This window comes from Pseudoalteromonas sp. APC 3358, assembly GCF_030408075.1.
GTDB lineage: Bacteria > Pseudomonadota > Gammaproteobacteria > Enterobacterales > Alteromonadaceae > Pseudoalteromonas > Pseudoalteromonas arctica.
On sequence record NZ_JASDCE010000003.1, the window covers coordinates 341,811 to 363,989 of the forward strand.

Consider the following 22,179-nt stretch of genomic DNA (forward strand, 5'->3'; position numbering starts at 1 on the left):
CTTGAAACCATCTTGAAATTACCTTGAAATTGTATAAAAGGCTCACTTGAGCCTTTTATACAATCCTTTGCAGTTAAGTATTAAGTGTAATTAACTCAATGTAATATATATTTTTATACTACAATTTAAGCTCATAAATTAATTGAGATTATAATGCGCTTACTACTTACTTTATTACTAATCACTTTAAGTGGCTTTGCCGCAGCTGAAGAAGAAAAAGCAGAACTTCCACCGGTAGACACCGCTTACAATGCAGAGCACCCTATGGCTTTGGTTAATCAAGGCTCGTCTATTATTGCAATGAATTTACCCACCTATAATTTACCCAATGATGTGCAAGTTGTTTATAAAATAGGAAACCCCGATGTTCCATTTTTAGGCTTTGTTAGAAATGCCGAGTTAATCACCGTAAAGCCACAAGCGTTTAATATTCAGCATTTAATGCGTGGTGAAGAAATTACGATTATTGCCGATATTTACGAGGGTGATTATCAACAAGGTGGCAGTTTAATTTATTCAAAAAAAGAGTTGGTCTTGAGTAAGCAGCTGTATGCCAGAGAACTAAAAGATTTGAGTGAATCATCGCAATGGCAAGACTTCGACATGATTACACTAGGCGGTACTGAGCGTATTTATATTCATAAAATTCAAAAAGCACCGAGCTATAACCATCTTATTTTTGTCGATTTAGTTAATGCGTGTATGCAAAAGCTTCGTACCTCAAAACGTGTCCCAGCTGAAAATGAGCTTACCTATAAGTTTATTAATTGTGGCACCCTTAAACCACTTTATTACAATGCTGATGATTTTAAGAAATAGTTAATGGTATCTAGTTACTTATATTCAGTGATTAGTTTGAGCCCTTGCTTCATTGCCTCAACTGATTGTCCTGCAAAGCCTAAGCGAACATAACTATATTGCTTAGGCATTAAACTTCTCACTGAATCAGCAAAGTAAAACTCAGATTCTGCTTGTAAATATAGGCTTTTACTTTGCATTGCTTGTTTTATATTGCTCGTATTTTTATTTAAGTTAACCCACATTGCCATGCCGCCATCTGGCTTTTTATACTCTATTGGTAAACCCTGTGATTGCAGCAGCGCCAACATGTTGTCCATTGCTTCATAACGTTGTTTATAGTGTTTAGTCATGCGTTTTAAGTGTCGCTCAAATCCACCTTCTTGCATAAAGTGCGCAACGGCTAGCTGCATAACCACATCATTTTTATGATTCATTAACTGCTTCCATGCGGTTAACTGTGCTAATACTTCAGGAGCTGCACAAATGTAGCCAATTCTAGCGCCTGAGAACATGATTTTAGAAAATGTAGATAAGTAAATAATAATCCCAGCGGGATCGTCCCCAGCCATAGGCTGTAATGGCTGACAGCGATAATGAAACTCGTGATCGTAATCATCCTCTACAATCATTACGCCATACTTATAACATAATTGATAAATTTGCATGCGCCTTGTAGGCGAAAGCGTAACGGTAGTTGGGTATTGATGCAGCGGGGTTAAGTAGAGCATTTTTATTGGATATCGTTTAAGTTGCGCTTTTAAATCATCAACACATAAACCACATTCATCTTGTTTTATATCTATTAATTGCGCGCCACAAGCAGCAAAGGCTTTGCGTGCTGGCGGGTAACCTAAAGTTTCAACGGCTACGAAGTCATCTTTACTTATAAATGCCTTTGAAATTAAAAATAAAGCTTCTTGTGAGCCATTACATACAAGTAAGTCTGATGCTTTTAAATTTCTAGTTTTATGTAAGTAATCACTTATCTGAGCTTTTAGCTCACTCACTCCAGCTATATCGCCATAATGAAGTTTACTGGTATCTAAATGATTAAATACATGGTTCATAGAGCGTTTAAATTCTTTATAGGGAAAGCTATTTAAATCAGGAAGTCCACCTGCGAAATTATATACGTAGTCTTTTAAATTCATTGCTGGAACAGGCACGGCTAACTCTGTAGCAAATTTATAAGGTTTTGGTGTTAAAACTGGCGTGTGCTCACAGTTAACACTGCTTTGAATTGGCAGTGTTTGAGTGACGCTATATCCAGAGCGTTCATGGGACTCTAGCCATCCTTCGGCTACTAATAACTGCAATGCGTTCATTATTGTATGACGGTTTAACTGATACGTTTGCGCCATAACTCGAGCAGAACTTAGTTTTGTACCAGGTGCAATATCTCCCTTTACGATAGAACCGCGCAGAGCATCTGCAACTTGTAAGTACTTAGCTTTGTTTGAGTTATTAAATTCAATATTAAGCGGTTGCATGTTATTCCTTTAAAACTGGTATAGCTAAAAAGCCAATTCTGGTTGTTTTTACCAAACCAAATAAGCGTACATTTGTTGCTCGTAAATAGCAAAGCTTAGAGGCAACATGTTTACTCAACAGATACATAAAACAAATAAGGTCATTTTAGAGCCATTAAATTATGAGCATTTAAACGGCTTATATAAAGCTGGGCAACATCCAAAAATATGGGAATGGGTATTAAGCAACTATACAAAAACACCCGAACAGTTAAAGAAATGGTTTACTACAAGTGCACAATTTAATAAAAAAGAACAAATTGTATTTGCCATAATAGACATAGCCAGCAAAGAGGTTGTAGGCACTACACGACTATTTAGATTAGATACACATAACTTAAGTGCTGAAATTGGTCATACATTTATAAGCCATCACTGGCAGCAAACTTATATTAATACTCACACTAAATATTTACAGCTTAGCTATGCTTTTGACGCGTTGAATTTAGTGCGAATAACATTTAATACTCACGAACAAAATCAAAAATCTCGAAATGCAATTACTCGACTAGGCGCCCGATTTGAAGGTATAGCCCATAAAGATAGATTGCTAAGTGATGGAAGTTACAGAAGCACTGCAAAATTTAGCATTATTGACGAGCATTGGCAGAGTATTAAGTTGCAGTTAGAGGAGAAGCTTTAATGTACCCACCAATACATTTTCAAGAACATAATATTGAACGTTTGCAGGCATTAGTTGAGCAATTCCCTCTAGCGAGTATTTTAATGCCCTGCTCGCAAAGTGACTTAAATAATATATGCCAAGTCCCTGTATTATATGAGCCCTCACGTAATGTATTTATTGCACACGTAGCAAGACATAACCCGCTAACGCAATGTGACAAACAGTCAGTGAAATTACTATTTAATGGCGATAACTGTTATTTATCGCCCTCTTATAGCAATAATAAAACCCTGCCAAGCTGGCTTTATTCATCAGTACAAGTAACTGCAAATGTGAATATTATTGAAAGCGATAATGAGAAAGACAAAATAATGCGGCAACTAACGAGCCATTTTGAGCAAGGCTTTACGCCAATTTGGAAGATTACTGACGTGCCCAAAAGCAATCGCCAAGAAATGTATCAACAATTAAGCTTTATAGAATTTACTCCCACTCATTGGAGTGGAAACTTTAAGTTAAGCCAAAATAAATCACCTGAGGTAAGAGCAAGCATAAAACAAAGCCTAGAACTTGCCAATAAGCGCTCTATTGCAAAACTATTTTAGGCATAAAAAAAGGCTCTTTCGAGCCTTTGGATTAACTTTGGAATAGTTAAAAAATTTTAAATTAGGTAAGCGTTAATAGCTGTGGAGCAACGCTATGATAGTCAACAGCCATAGCAATACTTAACGCTGTAATATTAATAATTGAAAATGCGAACACTTTACGTGCCCAGCTACTCATATCAATATTACGACGATAACCACGTAGCGCCATTAGCAACCACCAAAAGCTGGTAATACAAGCAACAGCCATAAAAGCAGCACCTGTGTAGCCAGTAATTGGCAGTAACATCACCACTAATGCGTATACAGCAATATAAAGCACAATGTGGCGTTTTGCTTTGTCGATACCTTGCGCCACAGGTAATACTGGAATACCTGCAGCTTGGTAATCTTTAAAGCGAAAAATAGCGATGGCGTAAGAGTGCGGCATTTGCCACAAGCTAAACATAACTAGCAGTATTAATGCGCCCATATCGAACTGCCCTGTTACGGCGCAGTACCCTACTACTGGCGGTACAGCGCCAGAAAGGCTGCCTACAAAAGTGCCATATACTGAGTTGCGTTTCATGTAGAGGCTATAAACCCCTACATAAATTACGTAGCCAAAGGCTGCAAAAAATACCGCGGCTTGAGTGGTATAGGCGATAAGTAAACCAAAGCCAATAACGCCCAATAAAACACCGTGGCTAAGTGCAGCAAAGGCCGACATTTCGCCTGTTACTGTTACCCGCGTACGAGTACGTGCCATGGCTACATCTATGTCTCTATCTATAACATTGTTGATAGCACAGCCCGATGCAACCACTAGCGACAAACCAATTAATGTGGCAATCATTAACCATGGGTCTATATCACCGCGCGAGGCAAGTAAAAACCCACCCGCTACGCTAATCAAATTGCCCATAATAATACCCGGCTTTGTCACTGATAAATAACGACGAAACATCTTCAACTCCTAGTACATCATCATTGCGTTAGATTCATAAATGATCCAAACAGATAACCCAACAACCATTACGATGATCAGAGCACTGAATAGGAATGAGAAAGTACTTGCTCGGCCATTTTCGGTGGTAAAATTAAGGTGTAAAAAGTACTTTAAATGCACCCAAATTTGTACGATTGCAAAAGTAACAATGCTCCAAAGCGTTGTTGCTTTTGAGAAGTCACCTTCCATAACCATATAAAACGGTATAGCAGTTAAAATTACCGATAGCACAAAGCCAATTAAGTAAGTTTTAACACTTCCATGAGATTCATCATGATGATCACTTTGCGCTTGTTTTAACGCATGCGTTTCGCTGTGGCTCATTACATTGCTCCCATCAAATAAACAACGGTAAATACACAAATCCAAACAATGTCTAAGAAGTGCCAAAATAGGCTTAAGCAGCTTAAACGCGTTACGGTTGCTTTGCCTAGACCACGTTTAGCAACTTCAATCATCATTATGGTCATCCAAATTAGTCCAGCCGTTACATGTAATCCATGTAAGCCAACTAATGAGAAAAACGATGTTAAAAAGGCACTTTGTTGTGGGCCATTACCGTGCACAATTAGGTGATGAAATTCGTATACTTCCATACCAATAAACACAGCACCTAAACAAAACGTAACAAATAACCAAGTCAGTGTTAGTGCCTTTTTTTGCCCTTGAGCGGCAATCATGGCAAAGCCAAAGGTAATACTACTAATAAGTAGTGCAGCAGTTTCTACTGCTACAAAGTCGAGTTCAAAAATATCTTTACCCGATACACCACCCGCTGTGTTCATAAATAACACAGCGTAAGTGGCAAAAAACGAGGCAAACAATAGGCAATCGGTCATTAGGTATAACCAAAAACCGAATATGGTGTCACCCGATGTATCGTGATGATCATGCGCGTGGGCATGATCATCGTGCGATACTGATTCTAAATTTGCAGAAAGTGTACTCACGCTTTTAGCTCCTTAATGCCACTTGAATTATACGCAGCTTCAGTGCGTGCAATTTCATCAGGTTGAATATAGTAATCAACATCGCTGGTGTAACAACGTTTGATAAAGATGGCAATTGCGCCTACTAGCCCAACAACAGCTAACCACCAAATATGCCAAATCATTGCAAAACAGAATACTGTTAAGCTTGCTGCCATTAACACGCCAGCTGATGTGTTTTTAGGCATATGAATAGGGCTATAGTTTGCTTTATCTTGGTATGCTTGGCCTTTTTCTTTCATGTCGGTCCATGCATCAATATCATCGATGTGTGGAATTGTTGCAAAGTTATAAATTTGCGGAGGTGAACTTGTAGCCCACTCAAGTGTGTGGCCGTTCCACGGATCGCCTGTTGTATCGTCAAGCGCTTCACGGTCTCTAAAGCTCACATATAATTGAATTACTTGGCTAACAATACCAAACATAATAATTACAGCACCGCCTGCGGCAATGTATAACCAAATGTTCCAATCTGGGTTGTTAGTGTGGTTTAAACGACGTGTCATACCTAAGAAACCAAGTACGTACAACGGCATAAATGCAACGAAGAAACCGATAATCCAACACCAGAATGATGCTTTGCCCCATTTTTCGTTAAGTTTAAAGCCCATTGCTTTAGGGAACCAAAATACAAAACCAGCAAGGTAGCCAAATACAGCACCACCAATAATGGTGTTATGAAAATGTGCAATTAAGAATAAGCTGTTATGCAGTACGTAATCGGCACCAGGAATAGCAAGTAATACACCGGTCATACCGCCTACGGTAAAGGTAACCATAAAGCCAAGTGTCCAAAGTACCGGTACGCTAATACGTAAGCGACCTCGGTAAATGGTAAATAACCAGTTAAACAACTTAACCCCAGTTGGTACAGCAATAACCATGGTCATTACCCCAAAGAACGCGTTAACGTTAGCACTCGACCCCATCGTAAAGAAGTGATGTAACCAAACAATAAAGCCTAAAATTGAGATTGCACCGCTGGCGTAAACCATCGATTTGTAACCAAATAAACGTTTACCGGCAAAGGTAGAAATAATCTCAGAGAAAATACCAAACGCTGGTAATACTAATATGTATACCTCAGGATGACCCCATGCCCAAAACAGGTTGATGTACATCATGGCGTTACCGCCCAATTCATTGGTAAAGAAGTGGAAATCGAGATAACGGTCAAGCGTTAGCATTGCAAGTACAGCAGTTAAAATTGGGAATGATGCTGCAATTAAGATGTTTGCCCATGTACATGTCCATGTGAAAATTGGCATTTTCATTAGGGTCATACCTGGTGCACGCATTTTAAACACGGTTGCTAAAAAGTTTACTGCTGTTAGAAGTGTACCGAGCCCGGATATTTGCAAGGCCCAAATATAATAATCTACCCCCACCCCAGGGCTAAAGGTCAACTCCGAAAGCGGTGGATAGGCCACCCAACCTGTTTTAGCAAACTCACCAAACACTAGCGACATATTAATTAAAATGGCACCGCTGGCTGTAAACCAAAAGCTTAAGTTATTTAAAAATGGGAATGCAACATCGCGAGCACCAATTTGCAGTGGTAAAACAATGTTCATTAAACCAATCATAAATGGCATAGCCATAAATATGATCATAATTACGCCGTGGGCAGTAAATATTTGGTCGTAGTGTTCAGGTGGTAAATAACCGGGCGCACCACTGGTAGCAAGCGCTAACTGAGCACGCATCATAATGGCATCAGAAAAACCACGGAACAGCATTATTAGTGCTAAAAGAATATACATTACGCCTAAGCGTTTATGATCAACAGACGTGATCCAGTCGCGCCAAAGCACGCCCCATTTTTTATACTTTGTAATAAGCCCGGCAATAATAAGCCCAGCTATAGCAATAACCGACATCGTGAACACAAGAATTGGCTCATGAAACGGAATTGCGTCTATTGTTAGTTTACCTAATAACGACATTATTATTCCTCGCCCTGGCTGTGAGATGATGGCATTGAGTGTTCATCCATTGCTTGATGCTTCTTACTCATTTGCCCATGTTCGCCCATTGCATGTTGCTTTTTGTTCATATCGCCATGTGCCTGCATGTATTTCATAACGATGGTATGAAATAAGCCGTCATCAACTTTACCGTAATAAGCAACTGGGTTATTTTCGCTTGCTTTTGCAAGCTCAACATAATTTGCATGAGTAAGATTATTAGCACTTGAATTCGCTTTTACATCACTCACCCACTTATCAAAACCAGCTTGAGTAGGTGTAGCAATGGCATTAAACTTCATACCAGTAAAGCCTGCACCACTGTAGTTTGCCGAAAAGCCTTTAAATGTACCTGGCTCATTAGCAATTAAGTGAAGCTTGGTTTCCATACCGGCCATTGAGTATATTTGACTACCCAATTGCGGAATGAAAAACGAGTTCATTGTGCTCTCTGAAGTGATTTTGTATTCAACAGGTACATTAGCCGGAAACACTAATTCATTAACCGTAGCAATACCTTGCTCAGGATAAATAAATAGCCACTTCCAGTTTAATGAAACCACTTCAACAGTAAGATGCTTACCTTTACCTTCAATTGGTTTGTAAGGGTCTAGCTCTTGGGTAGACACCCAGGTAATAACACCTAAAATAATCACAATAACAATAGGGACAGCCCAAACTGCGGCTTCAATTTTATTTGAATGAGCCCATTTTGGAGCGTAAATTTCATGAGTTTGCGTGTCTCTATATTTCCATGCGAAATACAAAGTCATCACAATAACGGGAACTACTACAAGCAACATAAGCACGGTTGCGATGATGATTAAATTTTTCTCATCTATGCCTATCTGCCCTTTTGGATCGAGTATCCCGCCTTTACAGCCTGACAACGCCAGCACTGTACTAGCTAAAGCAATATTACAAAGGTTACGAATTAACAAGGGAGTATCCTACAAACCTAAAAGTTCTAATTTGCTGCTTTAAATAAAAAACAAAGCAACGATTTTTCGGTAAAAACCCAAGTTAACTGGAATTAAATTATAAAAAATAAGGGGGCTATTCAAAACCTAAAGCTCATGCCAATAATGACCTAGCAACAAACCCAGCTTTCTAAACGCATTTATATAACGTAATAAAAGTTAACTTGGGTGAGTGGTGGTTGGCTGAAATGTGTTTAAAAAACACTGAGCTACTTTGTTTTAGCTAACCTTAATTATTTACAGCAAGAACAAATAATTAAAACCAGCAACAAAATGCAGCCTTACAGACAACCTGTAAAGCTAGGTGGAGCACGACAACCGTGTGCAACTTGCACTGGCTGAAGAACTTTAGCCTCGCTAAAAGCAAAGGCTGCTTTACGGAGGATAATTCCAGCACGACGCGCTGGAAAAATATGGAACAATAGCCAGCAAAGGCCAATAAGTAACTGACTTGATATGATCGGATGAGCTAAAAATTGCACAATAGTAAGTAACAGCGGCTCTACAATAAACCCATCACTTAATAGCGCTTCAAGCTTGAAGGCATCCTCTAGTGCACCGCTTAGCAACATTACAGTATTAAACACTAATAAAGTTATAGCTACACACACGCCCTTGCCTGCTTTATTCAAGCGCTCACACGTCTGCGGCTCGCCAGAGGCAAGATCCGTATTTGTATGATGCAAAGAAAGTGTGTTCAAAAACATTAACCTACTAAAATGACTATAACAAAATTAGAGGAATACAGTTTGCAATGGAAAAATTTAAAAAACATTGCTGTTGTAAGCCCTAAAACCAGGTGCTAAATACAATCAAATCCAGCTAGCACATATTTACCTAGCGAAAATTGATCCGTATCAATCAAACTTTCAAAACTTACTGAAAGTTCGAACGTGAGTATAACAAAGAGAATTTTCTGTTCAACTAAAAATCAATTAATTTGGGTTAAGCTTTCGAAGCTATTTTGTTAATAAAAAATAACAATATAAAAAACATTGAGTTGGCTTGAATTAAAAATGATTTAAAGCAGAATATTTAATAAAACTATAGGTTTTTTTGGAAGGAATAATAATTGTGTGGCACAAATAAAAACAGCTCAAATTCAGTCACCACCGAAATTGAGCCGCCTTTCACACTGACAACATCTTCACACACAATATAAAGATTTTTGGTTTACATTACGTGGCATTGAAAGGAAATAAAAACAACTCAAACTCGTTCTTTATGGAAGTGAATCCACCGGATTTGAGTTGCCTTTCACACTGACAACATCTTCACACACAATATAAAGATTCTTGGTTTACACTGCGTGGCAATTGCAAGGAAATAAAAACAGCTCAAATTCAGTCACCACCGAAATTGAGCCGCCTTTCACACTGACAACATCTTCACACACAATATAAAGATTCATGGCTTACATTACGTGGCATTGAAAGGAAATAAAAACAACTCAAACTCGTTCTTTATGGAAGTGAATCCACCGAACTTGAGTTGCCTTTCACACTGACAACATCTTCACACACAATATAAAGATTCTTTTAAGCGAGGCTAACTTGCCTCAAGCTTATGACTAGAGCCTTGCTCTGTGTCTATGGTTAAACTTTAGAGTGTTAGCTCCAATTTGACAAACGAGAAAAATAAACCTAATAGGTGAAAAAAACTAAACTATAGACGTTTGTCTAATACATTAAGATTGGATTACTTTAGAAGCTATCGAGTTAAGCAGTTTTACAGACACAAAAAAAGCGCTATAAAGCGCTTTTTAATATTTAAGGCGGGCTTAAATAATTTGGTTTTCTTTCCAGGCTTGCTCTTTTGCTAAACGGTTTTTGCGTTTATCACATGGATCATCGCAATCACAGGCTTTATCAATACCAACCGAACCTAAACCACCACAGCTGCTTGCCATAGATTTTTTTTGCACGATCATACCAACGGCCATAGCCGAAACTATCAAAATTAGTAAGCCAAAAGTAAGAAGAAAAAGTGACATTGCTTAGCCCCTATTGATCAGCAATTAATTAAACTCAAACATTTTTGAGCGACTGCTATTATATACCCAAATAACGCGAAAATAAACAAGCCAGCACCATACTACAAATAAGGTTTAAATGCAGGGCTTGAATAAGTAACTAAACCCTTATTTGATTTACCTATTAAGTATACCGGTAAATCGTGCTGCTGAGCGTATGCTTGCGCTTTTTCCATACCCATCACAGTAAGTGCAGTCGCTAAACCATCTGCCGTCATAGCGCTTGGATGAAGCACAGTTACCGACACTAAGTCGTGCTTAATAGGCATGCCGGTCACGGGATCAATTAAATGAGTATAGATCTCGCCATCCATTTTATAAAAAATACGGTAATCACCTGACGTAGCAATACCGTTTGTACCTGGCGATAAAACACGGTGTACCTTTCGCTCTCCAGGTTGCGCATCTGGTTGCTCAATCGCAATTTTCCAATCCTGATTATTTGGCTTTTCACCTGCTATACGCAGCTCTCCACCAATCTCAACCATGTAATTGGTAATACTATGGCTTTCTAATAACTGCGCTACTTTATCAATACCATAGCCTTTAGCCGTTGCCGAAAACGAAAGCTCTAACCCATTAACTGTTTTAGACAGTCCTTGCTCATCTAAAATAAGTTTATCAATACCTATTTTTTCGACCATAGTTGCAAGCTCTTCATCACTTGGGCGATTGGTTGGTTTTTTATCAGGACCAAAGCCCCATAAATCAATTAAAGGCCCCATAGTTACATCGAGTGTTTTAGTTGATTCGCCTAAGCGAATAGACTCGCTGATAACAGCCCTAAAATCTTCGCTAATTGGCATAACTTGATTTGCTGGTAATCTGTTAAATGTATTTATTTCAGAGTCTTCTATGTAAGTAGACATAGACTGATTCACATCTTTTAAAACAGCGTCTATTTGCAGCTGTAATTGTGAAGCTGATAGCTGGCCCTGCTCATCGTAATATTTAATATGATAAGTGGTGCCCATAGTCTTACCTTCTAAAAAGGTTTCCCTCGACTCTGGTTTTTCACCACACCCAGACAGTAATAAGGTCAGTGTGATTAGTAAAAAGGCCATTATGCCTTGTGAAGTACTTACTCGATTCATAACAGCTCTACTTAATAGATTGATAAAATTAAAGAATAAAAAAAGCCTCGTAACACAAGTGCTACGAGGCTGGTATTTTAACCAAAACTAAACTGTTTTGGTATTAGTGTTAGCCACCGAAGTCATCTAGTAAGATATTTTCGTCTTCAACACCTAAATCTTTAAGCATAGTAATAACTGCCGCGTTCATCATTGGAGGACCACACATGTAGTACTCACAATCTTCCGGCGCTTCGTGATCTTTAAGATAGTTCTCAAATAACACGTTATGGATAAAGCCAGTATAGCCTTCCCAGTTATCTTCAGGTTGTGGATCTGAAAGTGCTGTATGCCATACGAAATTAGGATTTTCAGCGGCTAGGCCGTCAAAATCTTCTACGTAGAACATTTCACGTTCAGAACGTGCACCATACCAAAAGCTCATCTTACGTTTAGAGTTCAAACGTTTAAGTTGGTCAAAGATATGTGAACGCATTGGCGCCATACCAGCACCACCGCCAACAAAGATCATTTCTGCATCTGTGTCTTTAGCAAAGAACTCACCAAATGGACCTGAAATAGTTACCTTGTCGCCTTTTGTAAGTGACCAAATGTACGAAGACATTTTACCACATGGCAAGCTTAGGTTTCTTGGAGGCGGAGCAGCAATACGCACGTTAAGCATAATGATGCCTTCTTCTTCTGGGTAGTTAGCCATTGAGTATGCACGAATTGTTTCTTCGTCTACTTTTGACTCCAGGTCGAAGAAACCAAAATGATTCCAGTCGCCGCGATATTCTTCAGGAACATCGAAATCTGCATATTTAACATGGTGAGGTGGCGCTTCGATTTGGATGTAACCACCCGCACGGAAAGGCACTGACTCATCACCAGGGATTTGCAGTTTAAGTTCTTTAATGAAGGTTGCTTTGTTATCGTTAGAGATAACTTCACAGTCCCATTTTTTAACACCGAAAATTGACTCTTCAAGCTCAATTTCCATGTCGTTTTTAACATTTACCTGACACGCTAAACGACAGCCTTCACGGGCTTCACCTTTAGAAATGTGATCAAGCTCAGTTGGCAGGATATCACCACCACCTTCTTTAATGTGTACACGACATTGACCACAAGAGCCACCGCCACCACAAGCAGATGATACAAATATACCTGACTCAGATAATGCACTTAAAAGCTTATTACCTGCTGATGTAGTAATGGCTTTGTCTTTATCGCCATTAATACCGATGATGATGTCACCGCTTGCAACTAACTGAGATTTAGCACCAATGATCACTAAAACTAGTAGTACAACGATAGCGATAAAAACACCAACGCCTAAGAAAATCTGATAATCCATGATTTATCCTCGCTACCCTTTACAGTGAAATACCAGAGAATGACATAAAGCCAAGTCCCATTAAACCAACAGTGATGAAGGTAATACCTAAACCACGTAAGCCATCTGGTACGTCTGAATATTTCAGTTTCTCACGGATACCTGCAAGTAATGTAATTGCAAGCGCCCAACCAACACCAGCGCCAATACCATAGACAACAGACTCGCCGAAGTCATAGTTACGCTCAACCATGAAAGATACCGCACCAAATATTGCACAGTTAACTGTGATAAGTGGCAAGAAGATACCTAATGCGTTGTATAGTGCAGGGAAAAACTTATCTAATGCCATTTCAAGAATTTGCACAAGTGCTGCAATAACACCAATGAAAGTTAAGAAACGTAAAAAGCTAAGATCCGCATCTGGATAACCTAACCAAGTAAGTGAACCTGGTGCAAGTACCGCATGGTAAACCAAGTTGTTAACAGGTACAGAAATACCCAATACAACTATAACCGCTATACCTAGGCCAATTGATGTAGTTACTTTTTTAGATACTGCTAAAAAAGTACACATGCCTAAGAAGAATGACAACGCTAAGTTCTCAATAAAAACGGCTTTTACAAATAAACTAATATAATGTTCCACTATTTGCCCCTTACGCTTTAGCTTCTACTTGGTCTTTCTTATAAGTACGAAGTACCCATATGAATAAACCAATGATGAAGAATGCACTCGGTGGTAAGATCAATAGACCCATAGGCTGATACCAACCGCCATCTTGTACTAATGGGATAATATCAACACCGAATAGTGAACCCTTACCGAATAGCTCACGAATGAAACCAACAGTAAGTAGTACTACAGAGTAACCTAAGCCATTACCAATACCGTCAAGGAAAGACATAATTGGTGGCGACTTCATCGCATATGCTTCAGCACGACCCATTACAATACAGTTAGTAATAATTAGACCAACGAATACAGAAAGCTCTTTTGCCGTAGCGTAAGAGAATGCCTGTAATACTTGGTCAACAACGATTACCAACGATGCAATAATTGTCATTTGTACGATGATACGAACAGATGATGGGATCTGGTTACGAATAAGCGAGATAAAGAAGCTCGAAAATGCAGTTACTAATGTCAATGCGATTGACATGATTAACGCATTTTTTAAGCTAGACGTTACCGCTAGCGCAGAACAAATACCAAGTACTTGTAGTGCGATTGGGTTGTTAGCTAAAACCGGACCAAATAGGACCGCCTTCATTTCTTTAGTATCAGCCATTATTTCAATGCTCCTTTACGTACTTTCGCAAGGAAAGGGCCAAAGCCATTTTCGCCAGTCCAAAAGTCAACTGCATGATCAACACCGTTAGACGTTAATGTAGCACCTGAAAGACCATCGATCTTATGCTCATCATTGCCCGCAGTACCTTTAACAATTTGAATTGGAAGTTCTTTACCTTCCCATGTAGCAGTCCACTGTGGATTTTGGATTTCGCCACCTAGACCTGGGGTTTCATTATGCTTGTAAAAGATAATGCTCTTAACTGTTTCAGCGTCGCTTTCAAGCGAGATAAAACCGTACATTAAGCCCCATAAGCCGTAGCCTTGGATAGGAAGAATAATTGCATCAACTGAGCCATCTTCTTTTTTAGAGATATACACCGGCGACTCTTTAGTCACACGTTGAATACCAGCAATATCTTTAACGCCTTTCTCTTGAAGAGAAACACTTAGCGCTGCATCATATTTGCTTTTTTCAAAATCAAAAATTGTTGGGTCTGTATCTACAAACTCACCTGTAGTCATGTTTACAACGCGCGCTTCGATTTTTGCATCAAATGTTTCTAAAACATTTTCAACTTTATCGATACCCGCAGCAGCCAAGATATTGCTTTGAATATCTTTGTTTTTATTAGCTTGCTGTAAAGGACGAAGCTGTACAGAAGCAAACGATACAATGATTGCACACACTAAACATAGTGCTACAACAACTGATAACGTTTTACCGATTGATTCGTTATTACTAGACATTACGTGCCAACCTCCGCTTAATATTAGCCTGCACTACAAAGTGATCGAACAGTGGAGCGAATAAGTTAGCAAATAAGATTGCTAGCATCATACCTTCTGGGAAAGCAGGATTCACAACACGTATCATAACCACCATAAAGCCAATTAATAGACCATATGCCAATTTACCTTTGTCAGTAAATGCAGCTGATACAGGGTCAGTAGCCATAAAGAACATACCAAACGCAAAGCCACCTAGTACTAAATGCCAATACCAAGGCATTGCAAATACAGGGTTAGTTTCTGAGCCAACAGCATTTAGTAAAAACGCAGTTGCTACCATACCTAGGAATACACCTAGTACGATGCGCCAAGAAGCGATACGAACGTAAATTAAGAACAAACCACCTACTAACAATGCAAGTGTAGATGTTTCACCTACAGAACCTTGAATGAAACCGTAAAACGCATTCCTCCATAATTCCATGTTTGCAAAGTCTAGTTGCCCGATGAAAGCTTGGCCTAGCATAGTTGCACCAGAGAAAGAATCTACTGCTGTCCATACTGTGTCACCCGAGATTTGAGCTGGGTATGCGAAGAATAAGAACGCACGACCGGCTAAAGCAGGGTTTAAGAAGTTACGGCCAGTACCACCAAAGATTTCTTTAGCGATTACTACACCAAACGTAATACCTAACGCAACTTGCCATAAAGGGATCGTTGCAGGCAAAATAAGTGCGAATAATACTGAAGTAACGAAGAAACCTTCGTTAATTTCATGCTTACGCACAGAAGCAAATATTACTTCCCAAAAACCACCTACTGCAAATGTTACCGCGTAGATAGGTAGGAAGAAACATGCTCCATAGAACATCTTAGCGCCCCAGCCTGCATCAGCGGTTAATTCACCACCGAATAACTGGAACAAACCAACTTGCCACGTGTTTCCTAGTTCAAAACCTTGTGCTAAAGCACCTGCGGCCTGATGACCGATATTGAACATACCAAAAAACATAGCTGGGAACGTCGCCATCCACACTAAAATCATCATGCGTTTTAGGTCGATATTATCGCGTACGTGTGTCGCGCCTTTATTTACGTAGCCTGGTGTATAAAAAATAGTTGCAGCTGCTTCATACAGTGCATAAAACTTCTCATATTTACCACCGGCTTCAAAATTCGGCTCGATATCTTCTAGATATTTTTTTAAACCCATCTCTCTAGCCTTCCTTCTCGATCGTAGTTAAGCAATCGCGTAGGATAGAACCATACTCGTATTTGCCTGGACAAACGAAGGTACATAACGCTAAATCTTCTTCATCAAGTTCAAGCGCGCCCAATGAAATTGCACTGTCTAAATCGCGTGCAATTAAGTCACGTAATAATAGAGTAGGCAAAATATCTAGCGGCATTACGCGCTCGTAGCTACCAATTGGTACCATGGCACGTTTTGAACCACCTGTTGACGTTGTCATTTTAAATAAACGACTCGGCGCAAGGTGAGAAAGGAATGTACGCGTTACAGAGAATTTATCACTACCTGGTGCAATCCAGCCAAACAATTCTTTTTCGCGACCCTCAAGTAAAACAGATACTTGAACGTGGTAACGACCTAAGAATGCATGAACACCGTTTGAAATAGAACCTGATAGAACAGAACCAGAAATAACGCGGTTATCTCCGTCTTCTAGCTCACCAGCCACTAAATCATCCAATGAAGCACCTAATTGTGTTTTCACTAAACGTGGGTTTTTAACGCGAGGACCTGCAAGCGAAATAACACGATCTGTGTAAATTTCACCAGTAAGGAATAGGTGACCATACGCAATAACGTCTTGGTAACCAATATGCCAAACTTGTTTGCTAACAGAAACTGCATCAAGATGATGGATATGAGTGCCAACGAGGCCAGCCGGATGCACACCACCAAACTCATGTACTTCTACTTGAGCTATAGATGAGCTAGGAACTTGGCTACCAGCTTTTTTACACACAAATACTTTGCCATCGGTCAAACGCGAAATAACAGCAAGACCCGCTTCAAATGCTTGCGCATTTTCGGCAATTATCACTGCAGGATCTGCAGCTAATGGGTTTGTGTCAGTTGCGGTCACAAAAATAGAACTAGGATTTGCATCCACAGCCGCTACTTTACTGAATGGGCGAACACGAAGTGCTGTCCATTGACCAGACTGGATAAGTACTTCTTTGGCTTTTTCACGCTCTAAGCTCGCAAGCTCGTCTGCATTGAAAGAGTCAAAGGTGATTTGCTCACTGCCGCTAACTTCAATAACAACAGATTGCAGCACACGTTTAGCACCACGATTTATTTCTTTTACTGTGCCAGAAGCTGGAGCAGTAAATAGGACGCCTGGGTTCTTTTTATCTTCAAAAAGTACCTGGCCTTTTTTGACTTGGTCATCCACACGAACATGCATGGTTGGACGCATACCGATAAACTCTTCACCAAGCACAGCTACACGTTTGACAGTAGAACCGTCATGTATAACTTGCTGTGGCGAGCCCTCTATGGGTAAATCCAGACCTTTTTTTATATTGATCATACGCACTTGCACTACATTAAAGGAAAGAAACTGAAAAATCGTATCAACCACGTCGCCATTTGAATTATTCCAAGTTATATCAAGGTACAAAAGAGCAGCTTGCTAGATATATCAAACAAGCAACGTAGTAAAACTCATCACATATTGCCGAGATTTTAACATTATTTTAGATGACTATGCGAGTGTATTTATGAAAATTATACGACAGAAACACTTATTTAGTTTTGTTAAGTGACTTTAATAAAAATCAAGTTAGACCAAAGTGGTAGCCTAAGCAATTATCGTTCCTGATTTCATCGTAAATTAAACAAGTTACGTCACACAAAAAAAGCCGCTATTGCGGCTTTTTATAACTAGGGCCTGTTGACCTTTCAGGATTAAAATTTGTTCAATCTAGGGGCTATTTAATCGCGGCGTGAGGTTTGTAACCTAGTGGGCTAAGTAAAAACCGAGCAACAAAGAGTAAATAGCCCCTAGGCAGAACCCTTTGGGCAGCGCCTGTTTGGCATTAATGCTACGTTATCGCCCATTTATGGGGAATAACCACACTACATAGGCTCTGCCTTGCCTAAATACCAAACAGACTGCTGCAAATTTAACCTCGAAAGATAAACAGGCCCTAAGTTCTGTTAGTCAATCATATTAGCTATTGGCTTAACTGAATCTATGTCTTGATCGTAGTCAACACCGTCTATACCAAAACCAAATAAGCGTAAAAACTCATTATGGTAACCAACATAGTCTGTTAGCTCATCAATGCTGCTTGTATCAACACTATCCCATACAGCTTGAACGCGTGCTTGCACATCGTCCTCTAGCTCTTTATAGTTTTGGAATAAATGTCCACCGTCGTCAAAACGCGGTGATTCATTGTATAAGTTTTCACTAAATAATGCGTGAATTTGCTCAATGGTGCCCTCGTATGTGCCATCCGCTTTCATAACTTTAAATAAAGCAGAAATATATAACGGCATAATAGGAATAGCAGAACTTGCTTGCGTTACAACGGCATTAAGTGACGAAACATATGCTTCACCATTTAAATCTTTTGTTGATTCTTTAATTGCAGCCGTTGCACGGTCTAAGTCTTCTTTAGCTTTACCAATAGTAGCGTGTCCGTATATTGGCCATGTTAGCTCTTTACCAATATAAGTGTACGCTGTGGTTTTAAAGTTATCGGCAAGTACACCGGCTTCTTTTAATGCGTCAATCCACATTTCCCAGTCTTCACCACCCATTACTTTAATGGTGTTGTCGATATCGTCTTGATTTGCAGCTTCAACAGTAATTTCATCAATTTCACGCTTTGATGTATTTAAGTTTTTTGTTGTAACAGCATTTCCGATTGGCTTAAGTGTAGATGAGAACACTTCGCCGGTATTTGGATCAGTACGACGCGGAGACGCTAGGCTGTAAATAATACAATCTATTTTACCTAAATCTGCTTTAATGGTGTCGATTGCTTTTTGCTTGATTTCGTTAGAAAACGCATCGCCATTAATATTTTTAGACCAAAGGCCGGCTTCGTCCGCTGCATCTTGAAAAGCAGCAGTATTGTACCAACCAGCAGAACCTGTCTTACGATCTGTACCTTCTTTTTCAAAGAAAATACCTAATGTTTTAGCACCACCACCAAATGCAGCTGTAATGCGCGATGCCAAGCCGTAGCCTGTTGATGCGCCAATAACTAATACATTTTTTGGTGCACTTTTTAATGCGCCTTGTTGTTTTACATAGTTAATTTGTTCTTGAACATGCTCCGCACAACCAGCTGGGTGTGCGTTTGTGCAGATAAATCCACGAATTTTAGGCTTAATGACCATTGATCATCCTATATCTTTTACAATAAAAATTAGCGCTAGTTTAAAGGCTAATACTAAAAACACTGATCTGATCAGTTAAACATTCATCAAATACTCTAAAACATTACTTAGCTAATTTTAGAGCCACCCATACAATTAGGTGAATCAGGCGCTTCACCGCCCTGCTCTGCATACTCATCGGGTGTATATGTATGAATAGCGAGTGCATGAATATGATTTGCTAACTCATCTTTTAAAATTTCATTAATTTCGCGATGACGTTGTAATAAACGCTTACCCGCAAAACCTTCGCTAACCACTACTACTTTAAAGTGTGATTCAGTGCCAGCACTGTGCATATGGCTTTCGTTAATCACGTTTAAATGTTTACACGCAATGGCGTTGCTTATTTTTTCTTGGATCTGTTGCTGCATTGACATAAAAAGACCGTTTTAATTAGCTAATTTATACACTTACTATAACAATTTAACGCAGTGATTGGCTAACTAAATTGCTTTTGCTTAATGTGCTTTATAAATCGGTAAGTTAAACTTATTCGCGGATGCGCAAGCGTGGTTTGCTTAGGTATTGCATGTTGATAATCTCGTTGGCTATGTCCATTCATTATTAAACAGCTGCCACTTTGTAATTTTAAGTCGGTTACTTTATTGCTCGCCTTGTGCTTTAACTTTAAAACCCGATCAGCTCCTAGAGAGACACATACAATTGTTGGTTTATCACCAAGCTCTATTTCATCATCACTGTGCCATCCCATCGTATCATTACCATCTCGGTAATAATTAACGAGCAATGAGTTTAGAGGCTGGTTTAAATGTGCTTCTAAACGCTTTCGCATATTGAGTAACAATTCATCCCATGGTTCTACTATTTGCTTACTACTTGAATAGCCGTATTCAATATTTAAATCGCTCATGAAACATTGCAGCCGAGGAATAGGCCCCGTTTTGCCATAAACGGTTACATCGGGTTGCTGCCAACGTAGGTTTTTTTGCAAATAATAAAATAGATCGAGGCTTTTTTGTGCACTAAGTGCCCTACTTTGATAAGAAAAGCCATTTGGTAACTGTTGGGGGTTGGCGTTTTGCCGTTGCATGTTAGAATTTACCTACATTAGATTACTGATCAACGAACCATTATGACGACGCAAGCCCAGCTAGGCGATAAAACCTTTACTCTTGAACGCTTTCCATTGGATCAAAAAAACCGCAGCTTACAAGCGTGGGATTCGGCAGATGAGTACCTTATCAATTATGTTAACGAACATCACCCAGATTGTCGCTCATTGCTTATTTTAAACGATAGCTTTGGTGCACTTGCTTGTTATTTTAATAAGTTAACGGTTTGTTCAGTTAATGATTCTTATATTAGCCACCAAGCTGCGGCTTATAACTTACAAGAAAACAAGCTACCTACAGCAGAGTTTACGCAAGTAGATAGTTTGTCGGCATTACCAGAGGATGTAGATTTAGTACTTATTAAAATCCCTCGTAATGTAGGTTTTTTACAGTTCCAATTAAGTGAACTCAGTGAAGTACTTGCACCTGGTACGCCAGTAATTGCCGCAGGTAAAACAAAAGAAATTCATAATTCAACAATAAAATCATTTGAGCAATTTATTGGTGAAACAACAACAAGCCTAGCAGTTAAAAAGTCTCGCCTTATATTAAGCACAGCTAAAGGCGGATATAAAGCAGCAGACTTCCCTATAACATGGGAACTTGAAGGTACTGAGTTTAATATAACAAATCATGCAAATGTGTTTTCGCGTGATTCGTTGGATATTGGTGCGCGCTTCTTTTTTAACTACTTACCAGAAACGCCAAAAGCTAAAAGCATTATTGATTTAGGCTGCGGTAACGGTGTTGTTGGATTAATGACGCTTGCTCGTTGCCCTAATGCATCAGTTACCTTTGTTGATGAGTCTTACATGGCAGTAGAATCGGCTCGGTTAAATGTAGAAATTAACCTAGGCGATAGGTTTGATAACTGTGAGTTCATCGAAAACGATTGTTTAACAGGCTTTGAAAGAGACAGTGTGGATATGGTGCTTTGTAATCCTCCATTTCACCAAGCTCAAGCTGTTACCGATCACATTGCTTGGCAAATGTTTAAACAAGCAAAAGATACTTTAAAAGAAGGCGGCGAGCTGCGTATTATTGGTAATCGTCATTTAGATTATCACGATAAATTAAACCGTATGTTCGGAAACTGTAAGTTGTTAGGCTCAAACAAAAAGTTTGTCGTTCTAAGTGCAACTAAAAATAGTGGAATGCTATAAATGAAATTAACAAACATTATAATTGGGTGTTGTGTATTACTAATACTTGGTGGCTGTGCGAATCAGCCTAGCCAAGTAATACTCAATCCTGTTTATAAAAGTGGTCAAATAAGCACTATAAATAGTAGCTTAAGCACCAGTGTAATTGATTTACGTGGCGATTCGTCAACACTTAAACTTATTGAATCAGACAAAACTAAAACCTTTGCAAGCCAAGGTCTTACTGAATCAGTTAAAAGTGTTTTAGACAGCGCCCTTAGCCGCAATGGTGCCAGCATTTCTAACTTGGCAGCTGTTCGCTTTGAAGTAGATATTCATGCACTGCAGGCTGTTGTGACCGAAAAACTTGTGAGCCATACCAGCGAAGCCCATATAGAGCTTGGCGTGCGCGTTATTCGCGCCTCAAGTAATTTTAGTAAAGTGTATAGAGGCAGTGCTAATTTAGAAGGTCCGTTTAGTCACGAGCGAGTAAAAATAGAAGGTCAGCTCAATAAGTTGACTGAGCAAATTATTACCCGCATTGTATCTGACCCTGAATTAATAGAATTTTTAGAAGGTTAACT

At 39.3% G+C, this 22,179-nt stretch carries 23 protein-coding genes; 5 read left to right on the top strand and 18 right to left on the bottom strand.

Features of this window, described 5'->3' with window-relative positions:
* Positions 1-153 precede the first annotated feature (153 nt).
* Positions 154-819, top strand: a complete 666-nt coding sequence (locus QL995_RS06670; RefSeq protein ID WP_290293802.1) for a hypothetical protein — start codon at positions 154-156, stop codon at positions 817-819.
* A gap of 14 nt (positions 820-833) precedes the next feature.
* On the opposite strand, the gene QL995_RS06675 is transcribed toward QL995_RS06670, so the two are convergent.
* On the bottom strand, positions 834-2,291 hold the full coding sequence (locus QL995_RS06675) for a PLP-dependent aminotransferase family protein (protein WP_290293803.1): 1,458 nt from the start codon (positions 2,289-2,291) through the stop codon (positions 834-836).
* Positions 2,292-2,397: 106 nt separating this feature from the next.
* Between QL995_RS06675 and QL995_RS06680 the strand changes: the two genes are divergently transcribed.
* Together QL995_RS06680 and QL995_RS06685 are read left to right on the top strand one after the other, a co-directional pair.
* Positions 2,398-2,973: a GNAT family N-acetyltransferase gene (locus QL995_RS06680; RefSeq protein ID WP_007581176.1), complete on the top strand. Its 576-nt coding sequence runs from the start codon at positions 2,398-2,400 to the stop codon at positions 2,971-2,973.
* Entirely contained in the window at positions 2,973-3,560 is a 588-nt protein-coding gene (locus QL995_RS06685; RefSeq protein WP_169060007.1) for an FMN-binding negative transcriptional regulator, read from the top strand. Before QL995_RS06680 ends, QL995_RS06685 begins: the two co-directional genes overlap by 1 nt.
* 61 nt (positions 3,561-3,621) lie before the next feature.
* Here the strand turns inward: QL995_RS06685 and cyoE are convergent, their stop codons facing one another.
* The 17 genes from cyoE to QL995_RS06770 all read right to left on the bottom strand — a co-directional run bounded on the left by cyoE (position 3,622) and on the right by QL995_RS06770 (position 20,431).
* Positions 3,622-4,506: a heme o synthase gene (gene cyoE / locus QL995_RS06690; RefSeq protein ID WP_007581172.1), complete on the bottom strand. Its 885-nt coding sequence runs from the start codon at positions 4,504-4,506 to the stop codon at positions 3,622-3,624.
* Between the two features lie 9 nt (positions 4,507-4,515).
* A complete protein-coding gene (cyoD, locus tag QL995_RS06695; RefSeq protein ID WP_024589276.1) occupies positions 4,516-4,872 on the bottom strand; it encodes a cytochrome o ubiquinol oxidase subunit IV in 357 nt (118 codons plus the stop codon).
* Positions 4,872-5,498 (bottom strand): cytochrome o ubiquinol oxidase subunit III, encoded by a 627-nt coding sequence (gene cyoC / locus QL995_RS06700; RefSeq protein ID WP_007581168.1) that lies wholly within the window; start codon positions 5,496-5,498, stop codon positions 4,872-4,874. Before cyoC ends, cyoD begins: the two co-directional genes overlap by 1 nt.
* On the bottom strand, positions 5,495-7,483 hold the full coding sequence (gene cyoB / locus QL995_RS06705; protein ID WP_007581166.1) for a cytochrome o ubiquinol oxidase subunit I: 1,989 nt from the start codon (positions 7,481-7,483) through the stop codon (positions 5,495-5,497). Before cyoB ends, cyoC begins: the two co-directional genes overlap by 4 nt.
* Positions 7,484-7,485: 2 nt before the next feature.
* Entirely contained in the window at positions 7,486-8,445 is a 960-nt protein-coding gene (gene cyoA / locus QL995_RS06710; protein WP_024608764.1) for a ubiquinol oxidase subunit II, read from the bottom strand.
* A gap of 320 nt (positions 8,446-8,765) precedes the next feature.
* A complete protein-coding gene (locus QL995_RS06715) occupies positions 8,766-9,185 on the bottom strand; it encodes a hypothetical protein (RefSeq protein ID WP_007581161.1) in 420 nt (139 codons plus the stop codon).
* A gap of 1,079 nt (positions 9,186-10,264) precedes the next feature.
* Positions 10,265-10,477 (bottom strand): (Na+)-NQR maturation NqrM, encoded by a 213-nt coding sequence (gene nqrM / locus QL995_RS06720; RefSeq protein ID WP_007376137.1) that lies wholly within the window; start codon positions 10,475-10,477, stop codon positions 10,265-10,267.
* 101 nt (positions 10,478-10,578) lie between these two features.
* The gene (locus QL995_RS06725) at positions 10,579-11,610 is read right to left on the bottom strand and encodes an FAD:protein FMN transferase (RefSeq protein ID WP_007584895.1); all 1,032 of its coding nucleotides are present in this window, start codon (positions 11,608-11,610) and stop codon (positions 10,579-10,581) included.
* Between the two features lie 109 nt (positions 11,611-11,719).
* On the bottom strand, positions 11,720-12,949 hold the full coding sequence (gene nqrF / locus QL995_RS06730; RefSeq protein ID WP_007584893.1) for an NADH:ubiquinone reductase (Na(+)-transporting) subunit F: 1,230 nt from the start codon (positions 12,947-12,949) through the stop codon (positions 11,720-11,722).
* Positions 12,950-12,968: 19 nt separating this feature from the next.
* On the bottom strand, positions 12,969-13,577 hold the full coding sequence (nqrE, locus tag QL995_RS06735; RefSeq protein ID WP_007584892.1) for an NADH:ubiquinone reductase (Na(+)-transporting) subunit E: 609 nt from the start codon (positions 13,575-13,577) through the stop codon (positions 12,969-12,971).
* 10 nt (positions 13,578-13,587) lie between these two features.
* Complete coding sequence (locus tag QL995_RS06740) at positions 13,588-14,220, bottom strand: NADH:ubiquinone reductase (Na(+)-transporting) subunit D (RefSeq protein ID WP_007584891.1); 633 nt, start codon at positions 14,218-14,220, stop codon at positions 13,588-13,590.
* Complete coding sequence (locus tag QL995_RS06745; RefSeq protein WP_007584890.1) at positions 14,220-14,972, bottom strand: Na(+)-translocating NADH-quinone reductase subunit C; 753 nt, start codon at positions 14,970-14,972, stop codon at positions 14,220-14,222. Before QL995_RS06745 ends, QL995_RS06740 begins: the two co-directional genes overlap by 1 nt.
* A complete protein-coding gene (locus QL995_RS06750; protein ID WP_290293804.1) occupies positions 14,965-16,167 on the bottom strand; it encodes an NADH:ubiquinone reductase (Na(+)-transporting) subunit B in 1,203 nt (400 codons plus the stop codon). The genes QL995_RS06745 and QL995_RS06750 overlap by 8 nt, the downstream gene beginning before the upstream one ends.
* Before the next feature lie 4 nt (positions 16,168-16,171).
* Positions 16,172-17,515: a Na(+)-translocating NADH-quinone reductase subunit A gene (locus tag QL995_RS06755; protein WP_290293805.1), complete on the bottom strand. Its 1,344-nt coding sequence runs from the start codon at positions 17,513-17,515 to the stop codon at positions 16,172-16,174.
* Between the two features lie 629 nt (positions 17,516-18,144).
* On the bottom strand, positions 18,145-19,338 hold the full coding sequence (gene fabV, locus QL995_RS06760; RefSeq protein WP_290293806.1) for an enoyl-ACP reductase FabV: 1,194 nt from the start codon (positions 19,336-19,338) through the stop codon (positions 18,145-18,147).
* A 107-nt stretch (positions 19,339-19,445) separates the two neighbouring features.
* Entirely contained in the window at positions 19,446-19,757 is a 312-nt protein-coding gene (locus QL995_RS06765) for a BolA/IbaG family iron-sulfur metabolism protein (RefSeq protein WP_007584885.1), read from the bottom strand.
* Between the two features lie 62 nt (positions 19,758-19,819).
* Complete coding sequence (locus QL995_RS06770; protein WP_024589283.1) at positions 19,820-20,431, bottom strand: alpha-ketoglutarate-dependent dioxygenase AlkB; 612 nt, start codon at positions 20,429-20,431, stop codon at positions 19,820-19,822.
* 42 nt (positions 20,432-20,473) lie between these two features.
* On the opposite strand from QL995_RS06770, the gene QL995_RS06775 reads away from it, so the two are divergent.
* A complete protein-coding gene (locus QL995_RS06775) occupies positions 20,474-21,616 on the top strand; it encodes a methyltransferase (RefSeq protein ID WP_290293807.1) in 1,143 nt (380 codons plus the stop codon).
* On the top strand, positions 21,617-22,177 hold the full coding sequence (locus tag QL995_RS06780; protein WP_290293808.1) for a YajG family lipoprotein: 561 nt from the start codon (positions 21,617-21,619) through the stop codon (positions 22,175-22,177).
* Positions 22,178-22,179 lie beyond the last annotated feature (2 nt).

What these genes read in the sequence shown, in the direction of transcription:
- QL995_RS06755 (WP_290293805.1), bottom strand. Translation starts at nt 17,515, where the DNA reads ATGATCAATATAAAAAAAGGTCTGGATTTACCCATAGAGGGCTCGCCA.
- cyoE (WP_007581172.1), bottom strand. Translation starts at nt 4,506, where the DNA reads ATGTTTCGTCGTTATTTATCAGTGACAAAGCCGGGTATTATTATGGGC.
- nqrF (WP_007584893.1), bottom strand. Translation starts at nt 12,949, where the DNA reads ATGGATTATCAGATTTTCTTAGGCGTTGGTGTTTTTATCGCTATCGTT.
- QL995_RS06685 (WP_169060007.1), top strand. Translation starts at nt 2,973, where the DNA reads ATGTACCCACCAATACATTTTCAAGAACATAATATTGAACGTTTGCAG.
- nqrM (WP_007376137.1), bottom strand. Translation starts at nt 10,477, where the DNA reads ATGTCACTTTTTCTTCTTACTTTTGGCTTACTAATTTTGATAGTTTCG.
- QL995_RS06725 (WP_007584895.1), bottom strand. Translation starts at nt 11,610, where the DNA reads ATGAATCGAGTAAGTACTTCACAAGGCATAATGGCCTTTTTACTAATC.
- QL995_RS06780 (WP_290293808.1), top strand. Translation starts at nt 21,617, where the DNA reads ATGAAATTAACAAACATTATAATTGGGTGTTGTGTATTACTAATACTT.
- fabV (WP_290293806.1), bottom strand. Translation starts at nt 19,338, where the DNA reads ATGGTCATTAAGCCTAAAATTCGTGGATTTATCTGCACAAACGCACAC.
- cyoD (WP_024589276.1), bottom strand. Translation starts at nt 4,872, where the DNA reads ATGAGCCACAGCGAAACGCATGCGTTAAAACAAGCGCAAAGTGATCAT.
- QL995_RS06675 (WP_290293803.1), bottom strand. Translation starts at nt 2,291, where the DNA reads ATGCAACCGCTTAATATTGAATTTAATAACTCAAACAAAGCTAAGTAC.
- QL995_RS06740 (WP_007584891.1), bottom strand. Translation starts at nt 14,220, where the DNA reads ATGGCTGATACTAAAGAAATGAAGGCGGTCCTATTTGGTCCGGTTTTA.
- QL995_RS06750 (WP_290293804.1), bottom strand. Translation starts at nt 16,167, where the DNA reads ATGGGTTTAAAAAAATATCTAGAAGATATCGAGCCGAATTTTGAAGCC.
- QL995_RS06770 (WP_024589283.1), bottom strand. Translation starts at nt 20,431, where the DNA reads ATGCAACGGCAAAACGCCAACCCCCAACAGTTACCAAATGGCTTTTCT.
- QL995_RS06670 (WP_290293802.1), top strand. Translation starts at nt 154, where the DNA reads ATGCGCTTACTACTTACTTTATTACTAATCACTTTAAGTGGCTTTGCC.
- QL995_RS06680 (WP_007581176.1), top strand. Translation starts at nt 2,398, where the DNA reads ATGTTTACTCAACAGATACATAAAACAAATAAGGTCATTTTAGAGCCA.
- QL995_RS06745 (WP_007584890.1), bottom strand. Translation starts at nt 14,972, where the DNA reads ATGTCTAGTAATAACGAATCAATCGGTAAAACGTTATCAGTTGTTGTA.
- QL995_RS06765 (WP_007584885.1), bottom strand. Translation starts at nt 19,757, where the DNA reads ATGTCAATGCAGCAACAGATCCAAGAAAAAATAAGCAACGCCATTGCG.
- cyoB (WP_007581166.1), bottom strand. Translation starts at nt 7,483, where the DNA reads ATGTCGTTATTAGGTAAACTAACAATAGACGCAATTCCGTTTCATGAG.
- QL995_RS06775 (WP_290293807.1), top strand. Translation starts at nt 20,474, where the DNA reads ATGACGACGCAAGCCCAGCTAGGCGATAAAACCTTTACTCTTGAACGC.